Here is a 24080-nt window from a genome sequence, read left to right as displayed (position 1 = left end):
AATATGTACCGTATATTAACCCTGATTTTAGTTGTTTTATTTATTACAAATAGTAAGGCTCAGGAAACTGAGAGTAGTGGGCCCGAAATGCAATTGACATTAAACGAAGCTATTCAACTAGCAAAGTTACAATCGCTTTATAGCTTTCGATATAAAAATATGTACCTGGCCAGTTATTGGGATTTTAGAAGTTACAAAGCTTCTCAATTGCCAGGATTAAGATTAAACACAACTCCCATTAATTATGATCGTTCAGTGACTCAGTTGGTTGATCCAAATACTGGAGAGAACAAGTTTGTATTTAACGAGTATGTGAGTTCGCAGGTAGGACTATCACTAAGTCAGAATGTTACATTTACAGGTGGCCAGTTAAGTCTATCTTCTAATGTAAGAAGGCTTCAAGATATTGAATATGACAATACAAGTTATACCTCGGTACCGATAAGTATCAGGTTAACTCAACCTTTAAATGGATATAACGAGTTTAAATGGTTGTCAAAGTTAAAGCCATTAGAATATGAGCAGGCCAAAAAGACTTATCTGACCAATATGGAAGCTCTTTCACAACGGGCGGTAAATGTGTTTTTTAATTCTGTAAGTGCAGAGATTGATTTAAAAATTGCTGAGACAAACCTGGCAAATGCAGATACCTTGTTTAATATTGGTAAAGGTCGTTTTAATATTGGAACGGTTACACAAGATGAGTTACTTGATTTGGAATTAAGTTATCTGAATGCTAAAATGGCTAAAACAAAAGCTCAGGTAAGTTTAAAGCAAGCAAGGAATTTGCTGAACTCATTTCTAGGCTTTGATAAGGATGTTGTAATTCAGCCAATTATTCCAAATGAAATTCCTGAACTTAAAGTGGAAGCTGATGAAGTACTGGATCTGGCTAAGGAGAATAATCCGCAAATACTGGAACTAGAAGCAACCTTGATTAATAGGAGACAAAATCTAGCCGAGAAGAAAGCAACAAGTGGATTAAGTGCCAGTTTAAGTGCTAACGTTGGTGTTAACAGACAAGCCTATAATTTGGAAGATGTTTATAAAACGCCATATGGTGATGATAGAGGTCTTGGGATATCGTTATATGCCCCTATATTGGATTGGGGTACCAGAAAAGGACAAATTCAAATGGCTAAATTTGAACTTAAAAGGTCAGAGGCTGAGGTTGATCAGGCATTGATAGATTTTGAACAGGAAGTGGTTATGCAAGCCATTGAATTTAACCTACAGGAAGAACAGGTAAATATCTCTGCAAAAGCTGATACGGTAGCTCAACTGGGATTTAATGTAACGAAACAACGCTTTATGATTGATAAAGTGGATGTAATTAAATTAAATGCTGCGCGGTCTTCATACGATCAGGCTAAGCGATCTTATATAAGTTCATTATCTCAATACTGGCAAATGTATTTCCGTATAAGAGAGTTAACACTTTATGATTTTGAGAAAAAAGAATTACTGATAAAAGATTTAGACTACCTACTTGAAAATTAATGATTATGAATAAAAAAAAGATAGGAATTGGTCTGGGCGTTTTATTGGTGATTGTAATACTGATCTGGAGGCCCTGGAAAACCACTGACGAAACGTTTAGTATCGTTCAGGTACAAAAAGGAGCTTTTGAAACTTCTGTTACAGCTATGGGAGAATTAAAAGCGCAGGATGCAATGGATATAACTATACCTGAAGTTAGTTTTAATAGAGAGTTGAGAATCTGGGAGCTCAAAATAATGAGTATTGTTGAAGAAGGTAAAATTGTTAAAAAAGGAGACGAAGTAGCAAGGCTTGATCCTACTGAAGTGGAAGAAAGACTTACGGAGGTTAATGACCGTTTAAATGAAATGTATACCTGGGTTGAGGATGCCAAAATAGATTCCAGCCTAACGCTTATGGCTGCTCGTGAAAAAATTCAGAAACATAAAGATGAGGTGTTGGATGCTGAATTAAAAGTTCAGCAGTCATCCTACGAGTCAAAGGCAGTGCAGCGTCAGAGTCAGATTGCTTATGAAAAAGCAGTACGTGCCCTGGCAAAGGCTAAGAGAGATTTAATAACACAAACTCAAAACCATAAAAGGAGGATTGCCCGTAATCAGGAACGGGTTGATCGTTTCGAGAACCGCAAAAAACTTTATGAACAACTAAAAAGTGAATTAGGAATTAAATCCCCCGCGAACGGTATGGTTATCTACGGTTATGGTTATGATGGGCAGAAAGTAAGGGTTGGTTCACGTGTGGGTATGTGGATGCCTCTTATTGCTACTTTACCTGATTTGAGTACAATTATCTCTGAAATTCAGGTTAAGGAAATTGATATTGCTAAAATTGAATTGGGGCAAAAGGTAAAGATCCAAATTGATGCATTTCCTAAAAAAATATTCAATGGTGAAATAATTAGTATTGCCAATGTTGGGCAAGAATTAGCGGGTGAATTTCAAAATGGATTTAAGGTAATTGTAAAGATAGTAGACTATAAAGAAAGCCTTTTGCCGGGTATGACTTCTTCGAATACAATTGTTACCAATAGTATTGATACAGCTCTATTTGTTGAGAAGGAAGCTATTTTTGGAAATGATTCGATACGTTATGTAATTAAAAAAGATGGGTTAAGTGTTGTAAAGCAGGAAGTGGAGTTGGGCCAGGAAAATGAATTGTTTTACAGTATTAATAAAGGCTTAAATGAAGGCGATAAGGTATATATTAACTACGATAAGAATCCGGACGATATTTCTCTGATCCGTTTGAGTAATAATTAGAACATTAAAACATATCAGTGACACAAAATCCAGGTTCTCGCCTGGATTTTGTCATTCTGTCATATCAATCTGTCACATCAAAGTTGAATTTTGTCTTTGTCGTGTCAATTTTTCCTGAAAACTCTTGAAAAACCAAATGGCACACCATTTGAAGTTTAGGGACCAGAGTTTAGATCATATTAAGAATTTAAAAAATAAAATAATTATATAGTAATGGGAAAAATTATCGGTATCGACTTGGGAACAACCAACTCTTGTGTATCTGTAATGGAAGGTAATGAGCCAGTTGTAATCCCTAACAGCGAAGGAAAAAGAACTACGCCATCAATCGTGGCATTCATCGAAGGTGGAGAGCGCAAAGTAGGTGATCCTGCAAAACGTCAGGCGATCACTAACCCACATAAAACCATTTATTCTATTAAGCGTTTTATGGGTGCTATGTACGATGAAATTCCAAACGAAGTAAAACGTGTACCTTACGAAGTTGTAAAAGGTGACAATAATACTCCTCGTGTAAAGATTGATGATCGTATGTACTCAGCTCAGGAAATTTCAGCTATGGTACTTCAAAAAATGAAGAAAACTGCTGAAGATTATCTTGGACAGGAAGTAACTGAAGCCGTAGTAACCGTGCCTGCATATTTTAACGACGCTCAGCGTCAGGCCACTAAAGAAGCTGGTGAAATTGCCGGTTTAAAAGTTAGCCGTATCATTAATGAGCCAACAGCTGCTTCTTTGGCGTATGGTTTGGATAAGATGGACAGAGATATGAAAGTGGCTGTTTTCGACCTTGGTGGAGGTACTTTCGATATTTCAGTTCTTGAATTAGGAGATGGCGTATTCGAGGTAAAATCAACAAACGGTGATACTCACCTGGGAGGTGATGACTTTGATGATGTTATCATCAATTGGTTGGCTGATGAATTTATGAAAGATGAGAACGTTGACCTGCGTAAAGACCCTATGGCACTTCAACGTTTGAAAGATGCAGCTGAAAAAGCTAAAATCGAGTTGTCGTCTTCAACAAATACAGAAATCAACTTACCATATATTATGCCAGTTGATGGAATTCCAAAACACTTGGTTCGTTCCTTGTCACGTGCTCAGTTTGAGCAATTGGCAGATAAATTGATCCAACGTACATTGGAGCCATGTAAGGCTGCATTAAAAGATGCAGGAATGTCTCCATCAGAAATTGATGAAGTAATCTTGGTGGGTGGTTCAACTCGTATTCCAGCTATTCAGCAAGTTGTTGAAAGCTTCTTCGGTAAAGCTCCTTCAAAAGGTGTTAACCCTGATGAGGTGGTTGCGATTGGTGCAGCTATTCAAGGTGGTGTGTTAACCGGTGAAGTAAAAGATGTATTGTTGTTGGATGTTACTCCTCTTTCATTGGGGATTGAAACAATGGGTGGTGTAATGACTAAGTTAATCGAGGCCAACACAACAATCCCAACTAAAAAGTCAGAAACATTTACTACTGCAGTAGACAATCAGCCTTCAGTTGAGATTCATGTGTTGCAGGGAGAACGTTCAATGGCTAAGGATAACAAAACAATCGGACGATTCCACCTTGATGGTATTCCACCAGCACCACGTGCAACGCCACAAATTGAGGTAACTTTCGATATTGATGCTAACGGTATCCTTCATGTTACTGCTAAAGATAAAGCAACAGGTAAAGAGCAAAGTATCCGTATCGAGGCATCATCAGGTTTATCTGATGACGAAATCAAGCGCATGAAAGATGAGGCAGAAGCAAATGCTGATGCTGATAAGCAAGCTAAAGAAAAAATCGATAAATTGAATGCTGCTGACAGTTTAATCTTCCAGACAGAGAAACAATTGACTGAGTTTGGTGACAAATTGCCAGCTGACAAAAAAGCTCCAATTGAAGCTGCTTTGGGTAAACTGAAAGAAGCTCACAAAGCTCAGGATATTGCTGCAATCGACGCTGCAACAACAGAATTAAATACTGTTTTCCAGGCTGCATCACAAGAAATGTATAATGCAAGTCAGGCTCAGGCTGATGCACAAGGTGGTGCTCAACCAGGACCAGATGCCGGAGCTCAGCAGGGTGGAAAAGATGACGAAGTTACAGATGTTGATTTCGAAGAAGTAAAATAATTTTCCGTAAATAATGACTCATTGAAAAAGTCCTCATTACTGAGGACTTTTTTTTATATTTTTGAAACTGTTTTTACCCACTTAAGTATCATTTATTAGATTTGGATGATGAATATCATTCATTAAAAAAGAATAGGCAATGAAAAACTCACAACGCTTTTTATCAGCATTGGTAATTATATTTTGTGCATTAAATATGAATGCTCAGGTTACAGATGTTTTTGGTAATAAAATTCCCGCAAAGAAAAAGGAGGTTGTGCCTGTTCCGGATAACTACAATCAAACAGATGCCAAAGGGTTGAAACAGGGGCCATGGGAAAAGCGTTATACAAATGGCGCTCCTTTGTATAAGGCAATCTTTAAGGATGATAAACCGGTAGGTGAGTATATACGGTATTACCCTAATGGAAAAATGAGTCTGCGAATTATTTACGATGAGTCAGGCTTGAATGGTAAAGCAGAAATGTTTAATGAAGCAGAGGAGCTAACGTCATCAGGTAATTTTGTAGGAAAGAATAAGGATGGTAAATGGATCTTTTATTCATCCAAAGATGTGATTGCTTCTACTGAAGAGTATAAAAACAACAAACCGCATGGAGAAACAATTATATATTATCCAGGTGGTCAGATTGCTGAATCATATACTTCTGTTAATGGGATGAAACATGGACCCTGGCTTAAGTTTTTCAAAAGTGGGGCTCCAATGTTGAAGGCAAATTATGTTAATGATAAACTCGAAGGGAGTTATTTGTATTATTACGAAAGTGGTCAGCTTGAGATTGAAGCCAATTATAAAAATAATTTAGAAGATGGCAAGTGGACTTTTTTTCATCAGGATGGAAAAGTTAATTATGAGCTGAAATACAGCAAAGGAACTTTATTAAATCCGGAAGTTCTGGATGCAATAAGAGCTGCAGAGCAGGCTGATTTTGAAAAAAATAAAGGAAAGATTAAAGATCCGGAAAAGATGCAAAATAATCCGGAAGGATATTATAGATAAAATTGCATGATTAAACTAAATACTCTTTTACTCCTACTGTTTTTATCCACTTATGCTTTGCTGGGTCAAAGTAATGGGTATTTTGTGCAATTCTCAGATAAAAATAATTCAACCTTTCGCATAGACAGACCGACAGAATTTTTAAGTCAAAGAGCAATTGACAGGCGGTTCAGACAGAATATTGAAATTACCGAAGAAGACCTGCCGGTATCTGAGAAATATACCGATAGTTTACGATCTCTGGGAATTGATGTGAGATACACCACAAAATGGTTGAACGGTGCGGTTGTGTTTTCTTCCGACATTGAATTGATGGATACTTTATCCAACTATTGTTTTGTATCATATGTAGAGATGACAACAAGAAGTAACTATGTTAGTACTGTTGTGAAGTTTAAAGAGGGGCAAGGAGTATATAAATCAAAATCAGAAGAGGAGTATGGATATGCATGGGATCAGATACAAACTGTAAACGGTCATTATCTTCATGAGAATGGTTATAAAGGAGAAGGAATTCAAATAGCTGTTTTGGATGCGGGTTTTAATGCAGCCGATAATATGCCAAGCTTGCAGCATTTGTGGGACAATGGACAGATTATTGGGTATAAAGATTTTGTAAATCCTCATTCCGATTTTTTTAGTACTCATTACCATGGAATGAAGGTTCTTTCGATTATGGGCGGCGAAATATCGGGTACATATTTGGGAACAGCTCCAAAAGCTTCATATTGGTTGTTAAGAACAGAAGATGTTGCAACTGAAACACCTGTTGAGCCAGATTACTGGGTTTGTGCTGCCGAATTTGCCGATAGTGTGGGGGTTGATGTTATCAATAGTTCACTGGGGTATTATGAGTTTGATTCACCTTTTACATCATATACTTATCAAACACTGGATGGAACTTCAAGAGCATCGAAAGCAGCTGAAATTGCTGCGTTGAAAGGTATGGTAGTGGTAGTTAGTGCTGGTAATGAAGGAGATGATAACTGGCATTATATTGGTGTGCCTGCTGATGCTAAAAATATTTTATCGGTGGCAGCCATGAGCCCTGATAGTACCAGAGCGTATTTCTCGTCTTACGGCCCAAGTTATGATCAAAGGGTGAAACCTGAGGTTGCTGCTGTGGGGTATTATACTGCTGTTCAGAGTTTGGGTGGTGGTATTGAATTTGGTGCCGGAACGTCATACTCATCACCGGTTGTTGCAGGTTTAGTGGCGAGTTTATGGCAGGCATTGCCTAATTATACTTCATTGGATATTATAAATCTGATTACGAGTAGTTCTTCAAATTACAATAACCCTGACGATTCTTTTGGTTACGGAATACCTGATTTTAATTTGGCATTGAAAACCGATGTTGATAGTCAATTGAATGAAGAACTTGAATGGATTGTTAGCCCCAATCCGTTTAGCAATTATCTGTTGATAAAACCTTCGTTCACCAGCAGCATCATTCATAAAGTAAACATTAGTTTGTACGATATAGCAGGTAATATTATTTTTTCAGGGCAAAGCGAGGTTGGCGAAATGATTAAGTTGGAAGGCTTTTATAATACCTCAAAAGGAATATATATACTTATCATTGAATCGGATTTTGGGAAGAAGTATTATAAGGTCTTGAAGAATTAAGTTATGCCCGAACACATTTCATTATCTCAATTAAACAGTCAGATCAAAGAGGCAATAGAAGTATCTTTTCCTGATACTGTATGGGTGATCGCTGAGATAAGTGAAATAAGAACCGTAAGAAGCGGACACTGTTATCTTGAGTTGATAGAGAAGGATGAGACCACAGATACTGTTAAGGCTAAAGCCAGAGCTACAATATGGGCTTTTACCTACCGGATGCTGAAACCCTATTTTGAAACAACCACTAAGCAGGAACTTACCAGTGGCTTAAAAGTTTTGATAAGAGCAAGTGTTGAATTCCAGGAAGTTTATGGTTTTAGTTTAAACATTAAAGATATTGATCCATCCTATACCCTGGGGGACATTGCCCGCAAACGACTGGAAGTTATCCGGAAACTGGAGGAGGAGGGTGTGATGGATATGAATAAAGAGGTTGAACTGGCTACAGTTCCTCAAAAGCTGGCCGTTATTTCATCTCCAACAGCAGCCGGATATGAAGATTTTATTAACCAGTTGGAAAATAACCCTTACGCATTTAAGATTTACCATAAACTCTTTAAGGCAACCATGCAAGGGAACGAGGCTGAACAATCAATTATTTCTGCACTGGAGAGGATTTATGCATACGAGGACTTTTTTGATGCTGTGATCATTATTAGAGGTGGAGGTTCAACGGCCGATTTAATGTGTTTCGATGGATACTGGTTAGCACTTAATATAGCTCAATTTCCATTGCCTGTACTAACCGGTATTGGTCACGAACGGGATGAATCAGTTGCAGATATGGTTGCTCATACACGCTTAAAAACACCAACTGCTGTTGCTGAATTTATAGTGGATCGAATAAGTGATTTTAATGCATATCTCGACGATGTCAAAGAGCATTTCATTGATGAGGTGACGGATCAGTTAAAAAATCAGAAACATCGTCTTGATATTGCTGTTAATACTCTGCAACCTATTGTTAGTAAGGTTATCACTCAAAAAAGAAGGCAGCCTTTAGAAGCTGCTCAACGATTGAATTTTGTGGTCAAGTCTTATTTCGATAATCAGCAATTGTATTTCACACACGTTAAACAATCGTTGCATTATCTGGTTAAAAAGCAGGTGAATAGTGGACTAAAACAATGCCAGTTTCATCATACCCAGTTGAAGATTGAAGTGGCAGCATATCTTAAAAATGCCTCGCAAAAGTTATTGTTAGCTGAAAAAACAACCAAGTTGTCTGATCCTGAGAATGTACTTGAAAGGGGTTATTCGATTACATACAAGGAACAACTTCCACTTAAATCCACCGAACAAATTAAGGAGGGAGATGTACTACATACCAAACTTCAAAAAGGTTTAATTATTAGTAAAGTAGAAAAAATAATCAAGTAGATCATTTGATTGTTAAAGGCTTTTTATAAATTTAAATCGATTTTTAACGGGGAGTATTTAACGGACAAATGATTACAAATCAATTACGTTACCTGGTAACGTTTCTTTTTCTTCTGTCATTTCTGACTTTTAATGCACAAGATTCGACTATGCATCAGGAGCCAGATACTGTTGATGGGATAGGTTCATCGCTTGATTATAAAGATCAGATGAACAAACTCATGGATGCAAAAGATGTATTGATGGCCTGTGAAAATGCAGAAAAGAAAGAATTATCAAATATCGATAAGTTTAATCTCTACCTCGAGACTGGTATCAGACTGTATGATTTGCAGGATAGTGAAAATGCCGGTATCTATCTTAACAAAGCGAAAGCCATCTCTTCAAAGGAAAAAACAGATAGTCAATTAGGAAGATTATATAATTACATTGGTTGGTTGGCTTCTGATCATAATTCCTACGGTGAAGCCATAGGTTATTTTCAGGCAGCATCTCAATATTATTCAAAAGCCGGACAATACATTAGTCAGGGTAATGCTTATAACAGCATTGGTGCCATGTATTGGTATCAACGAAATTATGCATTGGCACTCAATTATTTCAATCAGGCATATGAGTTAGGTGTTAAAAGTGATGATACTGAGTTGATTCTAAAAGGGCTAACCAATAAAGGTGTTGTTTTAAATCAGTTAGCACAGTATACCGAAGCTTTAAGCTGTTTGGAAAAAGCATTGGAACTGAATCAGGTTTCGGGCAATGATGCCAGTAGGGCAAGCTTGCTGAATAACATGGGTAATCTTCATTATGCATTGAAACAGTATCAATTGGCATTACGATATTACAACGATGCTATGAAACTATATGTAATGCTGGAGGATAATTCGGGCATTGGAAGTTGTCATAACAATCTGGGTGAGATTTATTTACAATTAGGAAATATTGGTGCTGCACTTGATAGTTACGAAACATCTCTTCAATTTGTTAATAAGGATGAAGATAGTTCGTCAATTGCTGTGGCATATGTAAATATAGGAAGGGCGCATCAAAGTAATAAGGCTTATTTACAAGCTGTTTCTTATTTCGAAAGAGCCTTGAAGATAATGGTTACTCATGAAGATGCATCTCTGGAGGCAGAAACTTATTTGCATTTAGCTCAAACAGTTATTGCTTCAAAGCATTATTCTGAAGCTCATGAATATCTTAATAAGGCTATTACTATCTCTAAAAAAATTGGTGAGAAAACAATATTAGCAGATTGTTACAGTACTCAATCCGGTTTATTTGAGAAAGAAGGCATTTTTAAAGAGGCTCTGAAGTCACAAAAGTTATACTCTACCTTGAAAGATTCCATCACTGATGAACAGGCGTTAATCAATTCTGCCCGGATGGAAGCAGTTTATAATTTGCTGGAAAAGGATGCAACTATCTCAAAGTTGGAGCAGGATAACATATCTAAAGAAGAAGATCTGGAAAGGTTGAAAGAAACACGCACATTATATCTGATAATCAGTGCGGCACTTTTTGGTTCTATAATCTTCCTTATTTTGTTATTTCGATTAAAGAGAAAAACATCTATCCAACTGAAAGAAAAGAACAAAGAACTGGCTCAGTTAAATGCTACTAAAGATAAATTCTTTTCAATCATAGCGCATGACTTAAAAAGTCCGTTCAGCTCCTTAATGGGATTTGCAGAGATGCTATGTTTACATGCTGAGACCAAGAATACAAAAGAAGTCATTGATTATGCTCAGGTAATACATAATTCAACCAAACGATTATTGGGGCTTGTAGAAAACCTTTTACAATGGTCACGAACACAGTTGGGTACAACAGAATATAAACCCATGCAGATTGATGTATCAATACACACTCATAACATTGTTTCTTTGCTTCGTTTAAATGCTGAAGAAAAAGATATTGTTATCAGTCCGAAAGTAGAAAAGGATCTTGTTGCATGGGCCGATCTGAATTTGTTTAGTACCGTGTTACGTAACCTCATAAGTAATGCCATTAAATTTTCGCGTGTAGGAAGTGTTATTTATGTTATTGCTCAAAAGAAAAACGATATGATTGAAGTGTCTGTTTCTGACTCAGGGGTTGGAATCAGACAGGAAAACATAGAAAAACTTTTTCAGGTTGATACTGCTTTTACCACTAAGGGAACTTTTAATGAGAAAGGAACTGGTATTGGGTTGGTGTTGTGTAAAGAGTTTGTTGAAATAAACAAAGGAAGTATCTGGGTTGAGAGTGAACTGGAAAAAGGCAGTACCTTTACTTTTACATTACCCATTAATAATGTTGAATAATTTGTGATTATGACCAAGAAGAAAATGAGCTATTCAGAGGCCATGGGAGAGATTGAAGAGATTCTTCAACAGATTGAAAATGAGGAATTGGATGTGGATGATTTATCAGAGAAAGTAAAAAGAGTTAGTGTTTTGATAAAAACCTGTAAAGATAAATTGCATAAAACAGAAGAAGAAGTTGAAGCAATTCTTAAAGAAATGGATGAATAAAGAGGCCCGAAAGCCTCTTTTTTGTTATTCTTTCAATAAGAAATTAAAGTCTTCTGTCTGCTCAACTTCGTATGGCTTGATTCCATATTTAAAAATCCGCAAAGAGTGTATTCCTTTGTAATATAATTTTCCATCGTTCACTATAAACATACAGCCTTCGCGCAAGCCGGCAACTGTTGTTTTTTGATTTACTTCCACAAACTCCAGAATTCGATCTTCACGGGTTTCACCTCCATGGCCTTCAGGATTTGCATCCAGATAATGCGGGTTTATTTGAAAAGGAATCAGGTTTAAAGCGCCAAAACCTTTTGGGTCTATAATAGGCATGTCGTTGGTAGTTTTAATGGTAGGACAAGCCAGGTTGGATCCGGCACTCCAGCCAATATATTTCGTTCCGTTTAAAACTTTTTCCCGAATGGGCTCAGTTAAATTCTGATCGTGTATCATTCTTAGTAACTGCCAGGTATTTCCACCTCCTACAACAATTGCTTCAGCTTCTTTCACGGCCTTTATCGGATCATCAAAATGATGAATAGAAACAATATCGTGGCCAACCTCAATAAAACGCTTTTTTACTTTTGATTCATACTCATCAAAACTCACTGTAACACCTGCGTAAGGAATAAATAAACATTTGGTGGATGGGGTGCCCAGAAAATTGGCAATATCGTTTTTAGGGTAATCCAGATAAGGCTCTCCTGCCATGGTAGAATTACTAATTAATAACAGATTCATTGATTTAATTTTAAAGTGTGTATTGTAAGATACTAATTTTTGGTTGAGTTATTGCTTAAGTTGTTATACATTGGTTAGCTCAAAGGAGGTATATGGTTTAATGTGATAGATATGTTAACAATGTATGTTAAATATTGTCAATAATAGTGGTAATGACTCTGATAGTGCTTCATTTTTGTTATGTTTGAAACTTACTTACCAACATTAAGAACATTCGTTCTTTCCGATAAATTGATCTTTGCATTATTTGCATGTGTATTGGCAAATAATTTTGAATAATATTTATATCAGCTATTATGAAAATCAAAAATCTGGTTTATCTGGTTGTTTTTTTACTGACTTCTTGTTCTATTCAAACTGACACCAAAACATACGAAAATGTTATGTGGTATGCTCAGCCAGCCCAGCAATGGGAAGAAAGTCTGCCAATTGGTAATGGTCGGATCGGCGCCATGATCTATGGGAAAACAGATACTGAGCACATTCAGTTGAATGATGACTCTATGTGGCCTGGCAAGATGGAATGGGATAATCCGGCAGGAAGGCCCGAAGATCTTAAGAAAATAAGGCAATATCTTTTTGAAGGTAAAAATGATATGGCAGATGCTTTATTGATTGAGAAGTTTTCCAATAAGAGTGTAGGTCGTTCTCACCAAACATTAGGTGATTTGTTAATCGAGCTGAATCATGATAATATAACCGATTACCGACGTAAGCTTGATTTGGAAAAAGCCATTTCGACTACCATATATAAAACAAATGGTAATTTATTCACAGAAAAAGTGTTTGCAAGCCATCCGCATGAAGTTATTATAGTGGAACTGACATCAGAAGCTGAAAATGGTATAAATGGAAAAATAATGCTCTCGCGCCCTGAGGATGAAGGTCATCCAACAGTTAAAGTAAGTGTTCATGAATCGGGTGATTTATTGATGGATGGTGAAGTAACCCAATATGGAGGAGCATTTGATTCTAAGCCTGATCCGATTACTTACGGAGTTAAGTTTCAAACTCGACTAAAAGCAAAAATTGACAATGGTTTACTTATTTCAGGTGATGATTATCTGGAACTAAAAGGTGTAAAGAAAGCTGTTTTATATATCGTTTCGAACAGTTCATTTTATCATACAGACTTTGTTGATCAAAATAAAAAAGAACTTCAAAATGTTTTAGCAACAAATCTTGCTCAGATTGAAGCTGAACATATTGCGGATCATCAGCAATTTTATTCGAGAGTTCATTTTCAGGTTGATCACAACAGGTTAGATACTCTTGCTACGGATGTCAGATTAAAAAGAATTCAGGAGGGAGAAGTAGATCTGGGAATGGAAGAGTTGTTGTTTAATTATGGCAGATATCTGTTAATTGGCTGTTCACGAGAAGGAATGTTAGCGGCTAATTTGCAAGGATTGTGGAACCCTCATATTTTTGCACCATGGAATGGCGATTATCATCTAAATATCAACCTGCAGATGAATTACTGGTTGGCCAATAATACCAACCTGGATGAATTAAATATGCCCTTGTTTGATTATGTAGATCGCCTGATTGAAAATGGAAAAGAAACGGCTAAAGTGAATTTTGGTTGTCGTGGATCCTTTATTCCACACGCTACCGATCTATGGGCTGTAACCTGGTTGCGGGCTCCAACAGCTTATTGGGGTGGTTCATTTGGTGCCGGTGGCTGGTTGATGCAGCATTACTGGCAACATTATGAGTATACCCAGGATGACGATTTTCTGAGAAACAGAGCCTATCCTGCAATCAAAGAGGTTACACAATTTTACTCCGACTGGTTAATAGAAGATCCACGTGATGGTTCTTTGGTAGCAGCTCCATCAACTTCACCAGAGAATCAGTTTTATAATACAGATGGCAAGGCTGTTGCTACTTGTTTAGGAAGTGCGATGGATCAGCAGGTGATAGCAGAGGTTTTTGGTGAGTATGTGGAAGCTTGCGAAATTTTAAAAGAAGATAATGAGTTACTTCAGACAGTAAAAGAGCAACTGACTCGTTTGCGCCAGGGCTTTGTAATTGGATCTGATGGCAGGATTTTGGAGTGGGACAGAGAGTATAAAGAAGTAGAACCCGGACATCGGCATATGTCGCATTTGTATGGTTTTCACCCTGGTATTGCAGTTAACGAAATTAACCATCCGGAGCTGATGGAAGGTATTAAAAAAACACTGCAGTGTCGTTTGGATAATGGTGGTGCCGGCACTGGTTGGAGCAGAGCATGGTTAATTAATCTTTATGCACGTTTGTTGAATGGAGATGAAGCCCATAAGCATATACAATTATTATTTCAACGATCAATGTATCCTAATCTTTTTGATTCGCACCCTCCCTTTCAAATAGATGGAAACTTTGGCTATTCTGCAGGTCTTGCTGAAATGTTAGTGCAAAGTCATAAAGGGTATATTGAATTTTTACCTTCCTTGCCCAATGCTTATACCACCGGATCATTTGATGGACTTAAGGTGAGAGGTAATGGTTTGGTATCGGCCCAATGGGAGAAAAATAAGTTGAAAACAGCTAAATTGATTGCTTTACAAGAGGGTGATTTTAAAATACTAAATCCAGAATCAGTTAAAGAAATAAAAGCTATGGTTGATGGAAAGAAAATGGAAGTGAGAGAAGAAAATGGTTTGATACAGGTAAGTCTTGAGAAAGGACAAGTGCTTGAAATAAACTGTTTGAATTAGATATAAACCTAGAAGAATTATTTAAATGCGCAGAACGATTTTTGGTGTTGTTACTTTATTGGGTATGCAGCTTGGGATGGCTCAGTCACAAGTTCCGGATCCATTATCAGATCCTTGGTATTATACAGAGAATATTACTGTTTTGGAATGGAACAAAGAACCTTCCCATGCTATATTTCGATCGTATTCCGATCCTGCAAGTTCTCTGAAAAGAGAAGTGGCTAATCAAACGTACTATCAGCTTTTGGATGGAGTATGGAAGTTTCACTGGGTTTCAGATCCGGAGAAAAGAGAGGTTAATTTTACTAAGGAAGGTTTTACTGCTGAAGGATGGGATAGTATTCCTGTTCCTGCCAACTGGGAGTTACACGGATTTGGTGATCCTATCTATGTGAACCACCAGTATGAGTTTGCCGATTATAAAGCTCCAATTTCGAAGGAAATAACTTTTATTGATGGCAAGATACCTGCTAATCCCGGTCAGGTTCCTCATGATATTAATCCGGTTGGCACCTATTTCAGACATTTTCAATTTGATGGAAGTACAGGGGAGGATGAGGTTTTTCTGCATATTGGAGCTATGAAAGCAGGAGGTTTTGTCTGGATTAACGGTGAGTTTGTTGGTTATTCGCAGGATAGTAAGTTGCCGGCCGAGTTTAATATTACTCCATATTTGAAAAAAGGTGATAATACAATCGTAATTCAAATCTTTCGCTGGACGGATGGATCGTATCTGGAATGTCAGGATTTTTGGAGAATCAGCGGAATTGAACGAAGTGTATATTTGTATGGTCAGCCCAAATTGCGGATTCGCGACTTTCAGGTAGTATCAACATTAACCAATGATTACAAAGATGGAAATCTGGAAGTGCAGGTTGATTTGAAAAATCATCTGGATAAAAAACAAAAATCAAGTATCGTTGCTCAGTTGCTGGATGAGAATAAGAAGGTTGTTTGGGAGGAGTCGAAAGAGATATTGGTTGAAGGTGATGCTGAGGGTTCAATTCATTTTTCGGCCATTATTCCCAATGTGAGTTCCTGGAATGCAGAGCATCCGAACCTATATACATTGTCGCTTTTCTTGAATGGAAAGAAAATAAAAGGAGAAGCTCTGGCAACAGATATCGGATTCAGATCGGTTGAAATAAAGCGTGGATTATTATTGGTAAATGGAGTTCCTGTTACTTTGAAAGGAGTAAATACTCAGGAAACAAATCCTGAAACAGGTCATGTGATTAATAAAGAACAGATATTGAAGGATATCACCCTTTGGAAAGAGAATAATATCAATGCGGTTCGCACCAGTCACTATCCACAGCCAGAAGTGTTTTATGAATTATGCGACAAATATGGAATTTATGTTGTTGCAGAAGCCAATGTTGAGTCTCATGGAATGTACTATGGACAATATTCTTTGGCAAAACGTCCGGAGTGGAAAATGCCTCATGTGACTCGTATGCGTAACCTTGTGTTGCGCGATAAGAATCATCCTTCAGTGATCATTTGGTCGATGGGTAACGAAGGAGGAAACGGAGTTAATTTTTATGCCGGATACAAAGCCATGAAAGAGGCTGATGCTACCAGACGACCTGTACAGTACGAAAGGCCTTATAGCGAATACGACGGAACCTATTGGAATCAGGATTGGGATACAGATATCATTTGTCCTCAATATCCAAGTCCGAAAGCTTTTCAATGGGTTGCCGATAACCCAACCGATCGTCCGTTTATTCCCAGCGAATATGCGCATGCCATGGGAAACAGTACGGGTAATTTTAAAGATTATTGGGACATCATTGATAAGCATGTAAACCTGCAAGGCGGATTTCTTTGGGATTGGGTGGATCAATCCATCTGGAAGACTGATGAAGAAGGAAGAAGATATTATGCTTTTGGCGGTGATTTTGGAGAAAATTTGCCAAGTGATAATGCTTTTTTAAATAATGGTTTGGTATTCCCTGACAGAACGCCACATCCCGGATTGGAAGAAGTTCGCAAGGTACATGAGTTTATTAAATTCAGTGATATGGATATTAACTGGGCAAATGAGTTCCGCTCGGTTATAACCAATCGATATGATTTTACCAATACCAAAGCGTTTGAGTTTAGCGCTTTCCTGAAAGCTGATGGTAAGGTGATTAAGATCTATGAGTTGTCTGATCTTGATATTGAACCCAATACGGGTAAGATTATTCATCTTCCTTTAAAAGATGTAAAATTCGAACCAAATACCGAGTATTTTATGGTAATTGAAGCTCGCACCAGAGAGTCGTGGGGATTGCTTCCGAAGGGGTACAGAGTAGCACATGAACAGTTTGCTATTGAAAAGAAATTTCAGGCAGAAGAAATGGAATTGGAAGCAGGTGATGCATTGACTTTAAAGCAGACAAAAAGTGATGTCAATGTTTTCAATAATGATGTATCTGTGGTGTTTGATAAGGTTGCAGGTCATATAACTTCCTATTTATACAGAGGCAATGAATATATTCTGAATGGTGACGGACCACAACCTAACTTTTGGCGAGCAGTAACCGATAATGACTTTGGTAACCGTATGCATGTAAATAATATCGAATGGAAGAAGGCGACCTTGTTTGCATCAGTAAAAGCAATCAGTGCTAAAAAAGAAGCAGTAAATAAAGTGTTGGTAAAGGTGGTTTATGAATTACCTGGTGTTGAAACGGAGTTTGAGAGTGTATATACTATTTATGGTAATGGTGTTGTTCAGGTCGATAATACATTAAACGAGACAGAATATAAACCTGATATTCCTCGAATAGGATTGAAGTTTATGATGCCTTCGGAATATGAGCAATTTACTTATTTCGGCCGTGGTCCATGGGAGAATTATACCGACAGAAAAGCGGCTTCCTTTGTTGATTTGTATCAATCAACAGTAGCAGAGCAGTATGTTCCATATATTCGTCCTCAGGAAAATGGCAACAAAACAGATATTCGCTGGGCAAGTTGGACCAATGCTTCGGGTAATGGCTTGATGGTAGTATCGGCCGATTGGAAGAAGAATGTGTCAGTAACAACTCATAATGTGCCAAACGAGGACTTTGATAGTTCAGAAGGATTGGATTATGGTGTCAACACAGATATTGAGCATGTTTACCGGATTGACGGTATTCCGGAAGTGAATATCAGTAAGCATACCATTGATATAGTACCACAGGATCTTATACAGGTTAATATTGATATGAATCAGCGTGGTGTTGGAGGAGATGATAGCTGGTATGCCAGTCCACAGGAAGAATATATGATGAGGGGAAACAGGAAATACCAATATTCATTCTATCTGATTCCATTTACTGAAGGCAAAGTGGAAAAATGGATTGAAATATCGAAAAAATATATCAAGTAGTTGTGTTTAATAAATATGAAAGATGCTGTTCTCATAAGAGGGCAGCATTTTTTTTGAATAGAACTTATGCTTGGATGAGTTTGTTTTTAAACCGATATTGCATAAAAATCCCTTCAATATGAAAATTATCAAAACAGGAGTTGCTTCTTACGGCATGTCAGGCAGGATATTTCATGGTCCTTCATTAAAGGTTTTATCAGATCAATATGAGGTCATCGGTGTATTTGAACGAACCAAAAATGAATCAGAGAAACTTTTCCCACAGGCAACGATATACAGGTCGTTTGCTGATTTGTTGGCTAATCCTGAAATAGAGTTAGTGATTGTTAATACGCCTGATCATCTTCATTATGGTATGACAAAAGAAGCTTTACTGGCAGGTAAGCATGTGGTTACAGAAAAGCCTTTTACTTTATCCGTAGAAGAGGCAGATGAACTGATTGATCTTGCAAAAAAGCAAAATAGAGTACTTTCCGTATATCAAAACAGGAGATATGATGGTAATTTTAAAACCGTTAAGAAGATTATTGATCAGGGATTATTAGGTCGATTGGTGGAGTTGGAGATTCATTATGATCGTTACCGTAAAGAGATTCGTGAAGGAAGCTGGAAAGAAGAAGGTGATGAACGGGTAGGAGTGTTATTTAATCTGGGTTCGCATTTGATTGATCAGGTGGTGCAACTGGTTGGGATGCCTACATCGGTCAATGCAAAAATGGCAAAAGTAAGAGATCAGTCTGAGGTGAATGATTATATGAATATCCGCCTGGATTATGAAAATTTGCAAGTTGTTCTCCGTTCGTCTTACCTGGTGAAAGTACCTGGACCTATGTATTCTTTACATGGTGTTGATGGTTCATTTATTAAATATGGAGGTGATCCACAGGAGGAATTGTTAGACAAAGGATATTTGCCAACAGGTGACGATTGGGGGAAAGAAGATGAAAGTAACTGGGGATTGCTGGTGACAGATTATAATGGACTTAATTATAGTGGTAAAATTGAAACTGAAGCTGGATATTATCCGGGGTTTTATAATGATTTATACCAGTGCATAGCATTGGAAGGCAATAATCCGGTACCACCTGAGCAAGCCCTTGAGACAGTCAGGATATTAAATGCTGCAGTTGAAAGTCATGCTTCTGGCCGGACTATTCAATTATAAAATTGTAGGCCAACAAACATTTAAGCTGCTTTTTAGTTTGTAATAGTAAATCAGATTAATCTATGAAAAAAATACTATTGCTATTGATAAGCTGCCTGTTTGCTGGATTTCAGGTTTTTTCGCAGCATATTATAACTGATCGACCAGACCAGACAGAATCATCATCTACTATTCCAATAAGAAGTTTTCAGATTGAATCGGGTTTAATGGTTGAAAATTTGAATCGTTCATCTGACAGAGCTTATTTTATTCCAACAACCCTCTTTCGATATGGACTAAGCAGAATTTTTGAATTGAGGTTGGGAGAGCAGTTGGTAAATTATTCGGGTAAAACAGCTTTGAGTGATTTAGAATTGGGCTTTAAAGTACAGATTCTTCGGAAAGACGCGATTGACACTGAAATTGCTTTTCTATCGCATGTTTTAATACCTACAGGGACAGAATGGATCTCTTCAAATTCAGTTGGTTCGGTAAGTAAACTGGCCATTTCACAACCATTATCTGATGCTTTAGGAGTAGGGACTAACTTAGGTTATGCCAATTGTGGAGAAGGAAATGGAGACTTTCTTTATTCGGCAGTTTTAAGTGTTGGTTTAACAGAAAAGTTAGGCTCATACTATGAAGTTTATGGAGAATATACCAATATGAATCAATGGATATCTAATTTTGATGCCGGCTTAACCTATTTGTTGAAATCGAATTTTCAGTTGGATCTTTCCTTTGGACTGGGATTAAATCAAACTATGAATTATTTGGCTTTGGGTTTCAGTTGGAACATTCATAAGTAGAAAGTAAATTCTATGTAAGAATATTAAGTTATTATTATACTAAACTTCATCAACCAAACTTTTAACCAATAAATAAAAATCAATTGAATAATATAAAAACAAATTGTGATGTTCCTGCCTTGTGGCTTGAACACAAAAATGAGTTAAGAAATTATATTTTTAAGAGGGTCAAAGATGATGATCTTACGAATGATATCTTGCAAGATGTATTATTGAAAGTTTATAACTTTTGTATGTCAAAATCGGGTGTCAATAATATTAGAAGTTGGCTCTTTCAAATTGCTCAGAATACAATTGTTGATCATTATCGCAAGAAGACGAATATTACTCATCATAACGAGTTATCAGAGATTATTGAGGAAGATCAGAACGAAGCCTTTCACGAGGCATTGAATTACATTAATCCAATGCTTGAATTCTTACCACAGAAATATGCAGAACCTTTAAGATTATCCGATATTGAAGGCCTGAAACAAGCGGAAGTTGCCAAAAAACTAAATATAAATCTATCAGCAACCAAGTCCAGAATAAAAAGAGCAAGAGATCTTCTGAAGGCCGAATTTATTACCTGTTGTAATATCGAAACTGACAAACAAGGTAAAATTATTTCCTTTGAAATAAAGGAGAGTTGCGAACCTCTACAGAAATTTAAAAAAGAAATTAGAAAATAATTTGCGTCTTTTTTTTACTCCTTTCGTCTTGAAGTCGTAACAATTAAAATTTATAAATATGAAACGATTTCATGTACACGTTAGAGTGAAAAATCTTGAGGAGAGTATAGCTTTCTATTCTGCTTTGTTTAATACTCAACCAGCCGTGGTAAAAGTTGATTATGCCAAATGGATGTTAGATGATCCCCGAATTAACTATGCCATTTCAACAGGTCATTCAGAAAAAGGAATAGAACACTTAGGGTTACAAATGGAAAGTGAAGCTGAGCTTACTGAAGTATATGCTAATATGCAAAAGGCAAAAGGTACAATTCGAGAGGAAGGAAATTGTACTTGTTGTTATTCAAAATCGCAAAAAAGCTGGATAACCGACCCTCAGGGAGTCGATTGGGAGGCATTTTATACACATGGATTAGCCACTGTTTATGGTGAAGGAATCTACGCAAGACCCGCACCTGAAGAAATGGAGCAATGGACCGGTAATGATGGAAAAACAGCTAAACTTGATGATGTAGAAACAACTTGTGGAAATGGAAGTTGCAGAAATTAGATGCATGATACCAGAGGATTGGCAACAGGTAAAAGCAATTTATGAAAGTGGCATTGCAACAGGTGTTGCCACTTTTGAAAAGTCTTCACCAAATTGGGAGAACTGGGATAAGTCACATTTGCCATTTGGTAGGTTTGTTATGACTTTCAATAATGAAATAGTTGGGTGGACAGCCTTAAGTCCCGTTTCTAATAGATGTATTTATGGTGGAGTTGCCGAAGTGAGTGTTTATGTATCGGATAAATATCGAGGTAGAGGCATAGGTAAAAAACTATTAAATGATCTTATTACGGATAGTGAAAAGAATGGTATATGGACACTTCAGGCCGGAATATTTACTGAAAACATCGCAAGCGTTAAGCTTCATCAAAGTGTTGGCTTTAGGTTAATTGGATTTAGAGAAAAAATCGGTAAACTCGATGGCAAGTGGAAAGACAATTTAATTTTTGAAAAACGAAGTAAAATTGTTGGACAGGATTAGTCATTATTCAAATTGTATGGTTATAACAAAGCCCTGTGAGTTTTTTGCTTACAGGGCTTTGTTGTACTGTTTTATTCAGAGGAGAGAGGAAATGAACCTTAGATTTAATCTTCATATCTCAATGTTTTATGCTGGTGTAATTTAAAGTCCTCGCTAAGTCCTTGGTACAAGGTTCAAAATACGGCTGTTTTTACATGCTTTGTAATGACCTCTATTGCTCAAATATACTATAAAAATTGGATTAGGGCATAGTTAACAAAACAATGTCAAACTAATATGTCTGAAGATTGATATTTGACGGTCGTTTGTTAATTCATACAATCGAGCGTTCATAAATATCAACTGTTCACGTAACATGAACTATTGATTTTTGTGTGCATAATGCAAGAGGTGTTACATATTGAAATCAATAATTGTCAAGAAAACAACCGTGATAGATGTTTTTTGAAATACCGGCTTTGCGTAATGGATTTTGTTGTATTGTCTTACCTAATAAGAGATTATGCCACATCGGGATACTATTTTATATTTAGCGAATAATATACCAAACGGGATGTGATTTTTTTATTGTCTGTTAAGAAGTTGGTTATGTATCGTATGATTATAAAATTTCTATAGCCTCTCAAACTCTTCCTGACTAATACAAAAGTGTTCCAGGATAACCTCCAATTGCTTGTGTGAATAATAATGTGCTCTCCTATTTCTGGCTAATAAATCAAGTTTGGAGTTTAATTCCTGAGATTGTTTTATTTCTTTCCTTAATAATTGCATGGCAGAAGTTGTATTTGAACTTTGTGGGTATAGTTTTTTAGCTAAATCTTGTTTTAATATTGTTCGGGGTAATATCATTGTATTGCGCTTAATTTTATTATACTTTATTTTGATGGCTGTAAAATTATATTATAAATCACAAAACTAACGACTTACAGCTGTGCCAATTTCGGACACTGCTAGGACAATCACTACCAGATAGAACATTTTTTTGTCTTAATACTCCACAAACTCTAAAAATCACCTTAAAAGCATTTAAAATATACTCCCATAAATGAAGCATTTTCACCATTTAATAATAGCTGTTGTTTTCATATTGGTGGAGATTTATGTCAAGCACTATTGATACTGAGAAAAGCATCCTAAATGTACCCTCATAAATTTCGCAAGCATTCAAAAAGCACTCCAATTATACTCTACAAAATGGACAAAGATCTTAAAAGCAAGTGCAATATACTCTGGATATAGTCTGTATATACTATGAAAGTACTCTGAAGTATAAAAAAGCACTCAAAAGCTATCTGTTTATTGATATAGATAGTGCTTTTGAGCCTGTTTTCGCAAGTTTTACAGTATGTTTTACCATTATTTCCCCAAAGAATTTCTTATAACAACTCAAATTCTTCCTGACTGATACAAAAATGTTCCAGGATCACCTCCAACTCTTTGTGTGTATAATAATGCGCTCGTTTATTTCTTGTCAACAATTCAAGTTTGTTATTAAATTCCGGAGACAGTTTTATTTCTTTTCGGAGCAGCTGCATCGCTGCATTTATATTTGAGCTTTGTGGATATAATTTAATGGCCAAATCTTGTTTCAATACCGTTCTTCTAAATATCATTTTAATGAGTCATTTTTGTGTTTCTCTGATTCAATTATAGAGAAATAGAATGCAATTTCAAAAGGAATGTAGAACATGGTAATAAATAGTAATAAAAGTAAAAACGCTTGATATTTAGATAGTAATAAATAGCAGTAAAAAGAAAAATACCAAGAATTATAACTGTGATGTAATTTGGTCTGTATTCAATAATATTTACTTGCGCTCAATTAATAACCACAAAAACGATAAAATACGTTACGATACGTTCTTTTACTACCATTTACTCGCATTTACTATCAGATCCTATCTTTAACTATAAAGTGAGTGTACTGTATTGCTTAGGTTTGCGTCATGAAAATTTAATATCTAACTAATAATCGTATAAAAAATGAGCAAAACAGTAGTTATTGTTGATGAGCATCTCTTTAATAAGTTAATGGGTAAGATCGACCATATTAACGATAAGATTGATAGTATAAGTGTTGCAAAGAATGATGGTTTTAAAGATAGGTGGTATGTAACCGAAGAAGTATGTAAACTATTAAATGTTAGTAGGCGAACTTTGCAAACCATGCGCGATAATAAAATCATTGCCTTTAAGAAAACCGGACGCAA

At 36.5% G+C, this 24080-nt stretch carries 19 protein-coding genes; 16 read left to right on the top strand and 3 right to left on the bottom strand.

The features are described 5' to 3' along the window. The first annotated feature begins 3 nt into the window (after positions 1-3). From ACRD62_RS11995 to xseB, 8 genes are all read left to right on the top strand, one after another. Positions 4-1500 carry a TolC family protein gene (locus ACRD62_RS11995; RefSeq protein WP_430820354.1) on the top strand — a complete coding sequence of 499 codons (1497 nt, stop codon included), beginning with the start codon at positions 4-6 and terminating at the stop codon, positions 1498-1500. A 5-nt stretch (positions 1501-1505) separates the two neighbouring features. Beyond that, the gene (locus ACRD62_RS11990; protein WP_430820353.1) at positions 1506-2759 is read left to right on the top strand and encodes an efflux RND transporter periplasmic adaptor subunit; all 1254 of its coding nucleotides are present in this window, start codon (positions 1506-1508) and stop codon (positions 2757-2759) included. A gap of 213 nt (positions 2760-2972) precedes the next feature. Then, positions 2973-4883, top strand: coding sequence for a molecular chaperone DnaK (gene dnaK / locus ACRD62_RS11985; protein ID WP_430820352.1), 1911 nt, complete (start codon positions 2973-2975; stop codon positions 4881-4883). Between the two features lie 139 nt (positions 4884-5022). Then, a complete protein-coding gene (locus ACRD62_RS11980; protein ID WP_430820351.1) occupies positions 5023-5883 on the top strand; it encodes a toxin-antitoxin system YwqK family antitoxin in 861 nt (286 codons plus the stop codon). A gap of 6 nt (positions 5884-5889) precedes the next feature. Next, positions 5890-7512, top strand: a complete 1623-nt coding sequence (locus ACRD62_RS11975) for a S8 family serine peptidase (protein WP_430820350.1) — start codon at positions 5890-5892, stop codon at positions 7510-7512. 3 nt (positions 7513-7515) lie between these two features. Next, positions 7516-8892 (top strand): exodeoxyribonuclease VII large subunit, encoded by a 1377-nt coding sequence (gene xseA, locus ACRD62_RS11970; RefSeq protein WP_430820349.1) that lies wholly within the window; start codon positions 7516-7518, stop codon positions 8890-8892. 68 nt (positions 8893-8960) lie between these two features. Then, entirely contained in the window at positions 8961-11198 is a 2238-nt protein-coding gene (locus tag ACRD62_RS11965) for a tetratricopeptide repeat-containing sensor histidine kinase (RefSeq protein WP_430820348.1), read from the top strand. Between the two features lie 9 nt (positions 11199-11207). After that, entirely contained in the window at positions 11208-11408 is a 201-nt protein-coding gene (gene xseB / locus ACRD62_RS11960) for an exodeoxyribonuclease VII small subunit (protein ID WP_430820347.1), read from the top strand. A gap of 24 nt (positions 11409-11432) precedes the next feature. On the opposite strand, the gene pepE is transcribed toward xseB, so the two are convergent. Beyond that, positions 11433-12143 (bottom strand): dipeptidase PepE, encoded by a 711-nt coding sequence (gene pepE / locus ACRD62_RS11955; protein WP_430820346.1) that lies wholly within the window; start codon positions 12141-12143, stop codon positions 11433-11435. Positions 12144-12439: 296 nt separating this feature from the next. On the opposite strand from pepE, the gene ACRD62_RS11950 reads away from it, so the two are divergent. The 7 genes from ACRD62_RS11950 to ACRD62_RS11920 all read left to right on the top strand — a co-directional run bounded on the left by ACRD62_RS11950 (position 12440) and on the right by ACRD62_RS11920 (position 21870). Further along, entirely contained in the window at positions 12440-14848 is a 2409-nt protein-coding gene (locus tag ACRD62_RS11950) for a glycoside hydrolase family 95 protein (RefSeq protein WP_430820345.1), read from the top strand. A 25-nt stretch (positions 14849-14873) separates the two neighbouring features. After that, entirely contained in the window at positions 14874-18215 is a 3342-nt protein-coding gene (locus ACRD62_RS11945) for a glycoside hydrolase family 2 TIM barrel-domain containing protein (protein ID WP_430820344.1), read from the top strand. A gap of 118 nt (positions 18216-18333) precedes the next feature. Further along, a complete protein-coding gene (locus tag ACRD62_RS11940; RefSeq protein ID WP_430820343.1) occupies positions 18334-19380 on the top strand; it encodes a Gfo/Idh/MocA family oxidoreductase in 1047 nt (348 codons plus the stop codon). A gap of 62 nt (positions 19381-19442) precedes the next feature. Continuing rightward, complete coding sequence (locus ACRD62_RS11935; protein ID WP_430820342.1) at positions 19443-20168, top strand: transporter; 726 nt, start codon at positions 19443-19445, stop codon at positions 20166-20168. An 83-nt stretch (positions 20169-20251) separates the two neighbouring features. Next, positions 20252-20839: an RNA polymerase sigma factor SigZ gene (sigZ, locus tag ACRD62_RS11930; protein ID WP_430820341.1), complete on the top strand. Its 588-nt coding sequence runs from the start codon at positions 20252-20254 to the stop codon at positions 20837-20839. A gap of 58 nt (positions 20840-20897) precedes the next feature. Beyond that, on the top strand, positions 20898-21389 hold the full coding sequence (locus tag ACRD62_RS11925) for an ArsI/CadI family heavy metal resistance metalloenzyme (protein WP_430820340.1): 492 nt from the start codon (positions 20898-20900) through the stop codon (positions 21387-21389). A 4-nt stretch (positions 21390-21393) separates the two neighbouring features. After that, positions 21394-21870 (top strand): GNAT family N-acetyltransferase, encoded by a 477-nt coding sequence (locus ACRD62_RS11920; RefSeq protein WP_430820339.1) that lies wholly within the window; start codon positions 21394-21396, stop codon positions 21868-21870. Between the two features lie 612 nt (positions 21871-22482). Here ACRD62_RS11920 and ACRD62_RS11915 read toward each other — a convergent pair. Together ACRD62_RS11915 and ACRD62_RS11910 are read right to left on the bottom strand one after the other, a co-directional pair. Continuing rightward, positions 22483-22719, bottom strand: coding sequence for a DUF4248 domain-containing protein (locus ACRD62_RS11915; protein WP_430820338.1), 237 nt, complete (start codon positions 22717-22719; stop codon positions 22483-22485). Between the two features lie 527 nt (positions 22720-23246). Continuing rightward, complete coding sequence (locus ACRD62_RS11910) at positions 23247-23483, bottom strand: DUF4248 domain-containing protein (protein ID WP_430820337.1); 237 nt, start codon at positions 23481-23483, stop codon at positions 23247-23249. A 370-nt stretch (positions 23484-23853) separates the two neighbouring features. Between ACRD62_RS11910 and ACRD62_RS11905 the strand changes: the two genes are divergently transcribed. Then, a partial coding sequence (locus ACRD62_RS11905) for a helix-turn-helix domain-containing protein (protein ID WP_430820336.1) occupies positions 23854-24080 on the top strand: 227 nt, incomplete at its 3' end.

The organism is Carboxylicivirga caseinilyticus, assembly GCF_050589785.1.
Taxonomy (GTDB): Bacteria; Bacteroidota; Bacteroidia; order Bacteroidales; family Marinilabiliaceae; genus Carboxylicivirga; species Carboxylicivirga caseinilyticus.
Note: the sequence above shows the minus strand (reverse complement) of the source record. Positions and strands in the feature narration are given on the sequence as shown.

Coding starts and splice junctions, on each gene's coding strand:
- ACRD62_RS11995 (WP_430820354.1), top strand. CDS start 4: ATGTACCGTATATTAACCCTGATTTTAGTTGTTTTATTTATTACAAAT.
- ACRD62_RS11990 (WP_430820353.1), top strand. CDS start 1,506: ATGAATAAAAAAAAGATAGGAATTGGTCTGGGCGTTTTATTGGTGATT.
- dnaK (WP_430820352.1), top strand. CDS start 2,973: ATGGGAAAAATTATCGGTATCGACTTGGGAACAACCAACTCTTGTGTA.
- ACRD62_RS11980 (WP_430820351.1), top strand. CDS start 5,023: ATGAAAAACTCACAACGCTTTTTATCAGCATTGGTAATTATATTTTGT.
- ACRD62_RS11975 (WP_430820350.1), top strand. CDS start 5,890: ATGATTAAACTAAATACTCTTTTACTCCTACTGTTTTTATCCACTTAT.
- xseA (WP_430820349.1), top strand. CDS start 7,516: ATGCCCGAACACATTTCATTATCTCAATTAAACAGTCAGATCAAAGAG.
- ACRD62_RS11965 (WP_430820348.1), top strand. CDS start 8,961: ATGATTACAAATCAATTACGTTACCTGGTAACGTTTCTTTTTCTTCTG.
- xseB (WP_430820347.1), top strand. CDS start 11,208: ATGACCAAGAAGAAAATGAGCTATTCAGAGGCCATGGGAGAGATTGAA.
- pepE (WP_430820346.1), bottom strand. CDS start 12,143: ATGAATCTGTTATTAATTAGTAATTCTACCATGGCAGGAGAGCCTTAT.
- ACRD62_RS11950 (WP_430820345.1), top strand. CDS start 12,440: ATGAAAATCAAAAATCTGGTTTATCTGGTTGTTTTTTTACTGACTTCT.
- ACRD62_RS11945 (WP_430820344.1), top strand. CDS start 14,874: ATGCGCAGAACGATTTTTGGTGTTGTTACTTTATTGGGTATGCAGCTT.
- ACRD62_RS11940 (WP_430820343.1), top strand. CDS start 18,334: ATGAAAATTATCAAAACAGGAGTTGCTTCTTACGGCATGTCAGGCAGG.
- ACRD62_RS11935 (WP_430820342.1), top strand. CDS start 19,443: ATGAAAAAAATACTATTGCTATTGATAAGCTGCCTGTTTGCTGGATTT.
- ACRD62_RS11925 (WP_430820340.1), top strand. CDS start 20,898: ATGAAACGATTTCATGTACACGTTAGAGTGAAAAATCTTGAGGAGAGT.
- ACRD62_RS11920 (WP_430820339.1), top strand. CDS start 21,394: ATGATACCAGAGGATTGGCAACAGGTAAAAGCAATTTATGAAAGTGGC.
- ACRD62_RS11915 (WP_430820338.1), bottom strand. CDS start 22,719: ATGATATTACCCCGAACAATATTAAAACAAGATTTAGCTAAAAAACTA.
- ACRD62_RS11910 (WP_430820337.1), bottom strand. CDS start 23,483: ATGATATTTAGAAGAACGGTATTGAAACAAGATTTGGCCATTAAATTA.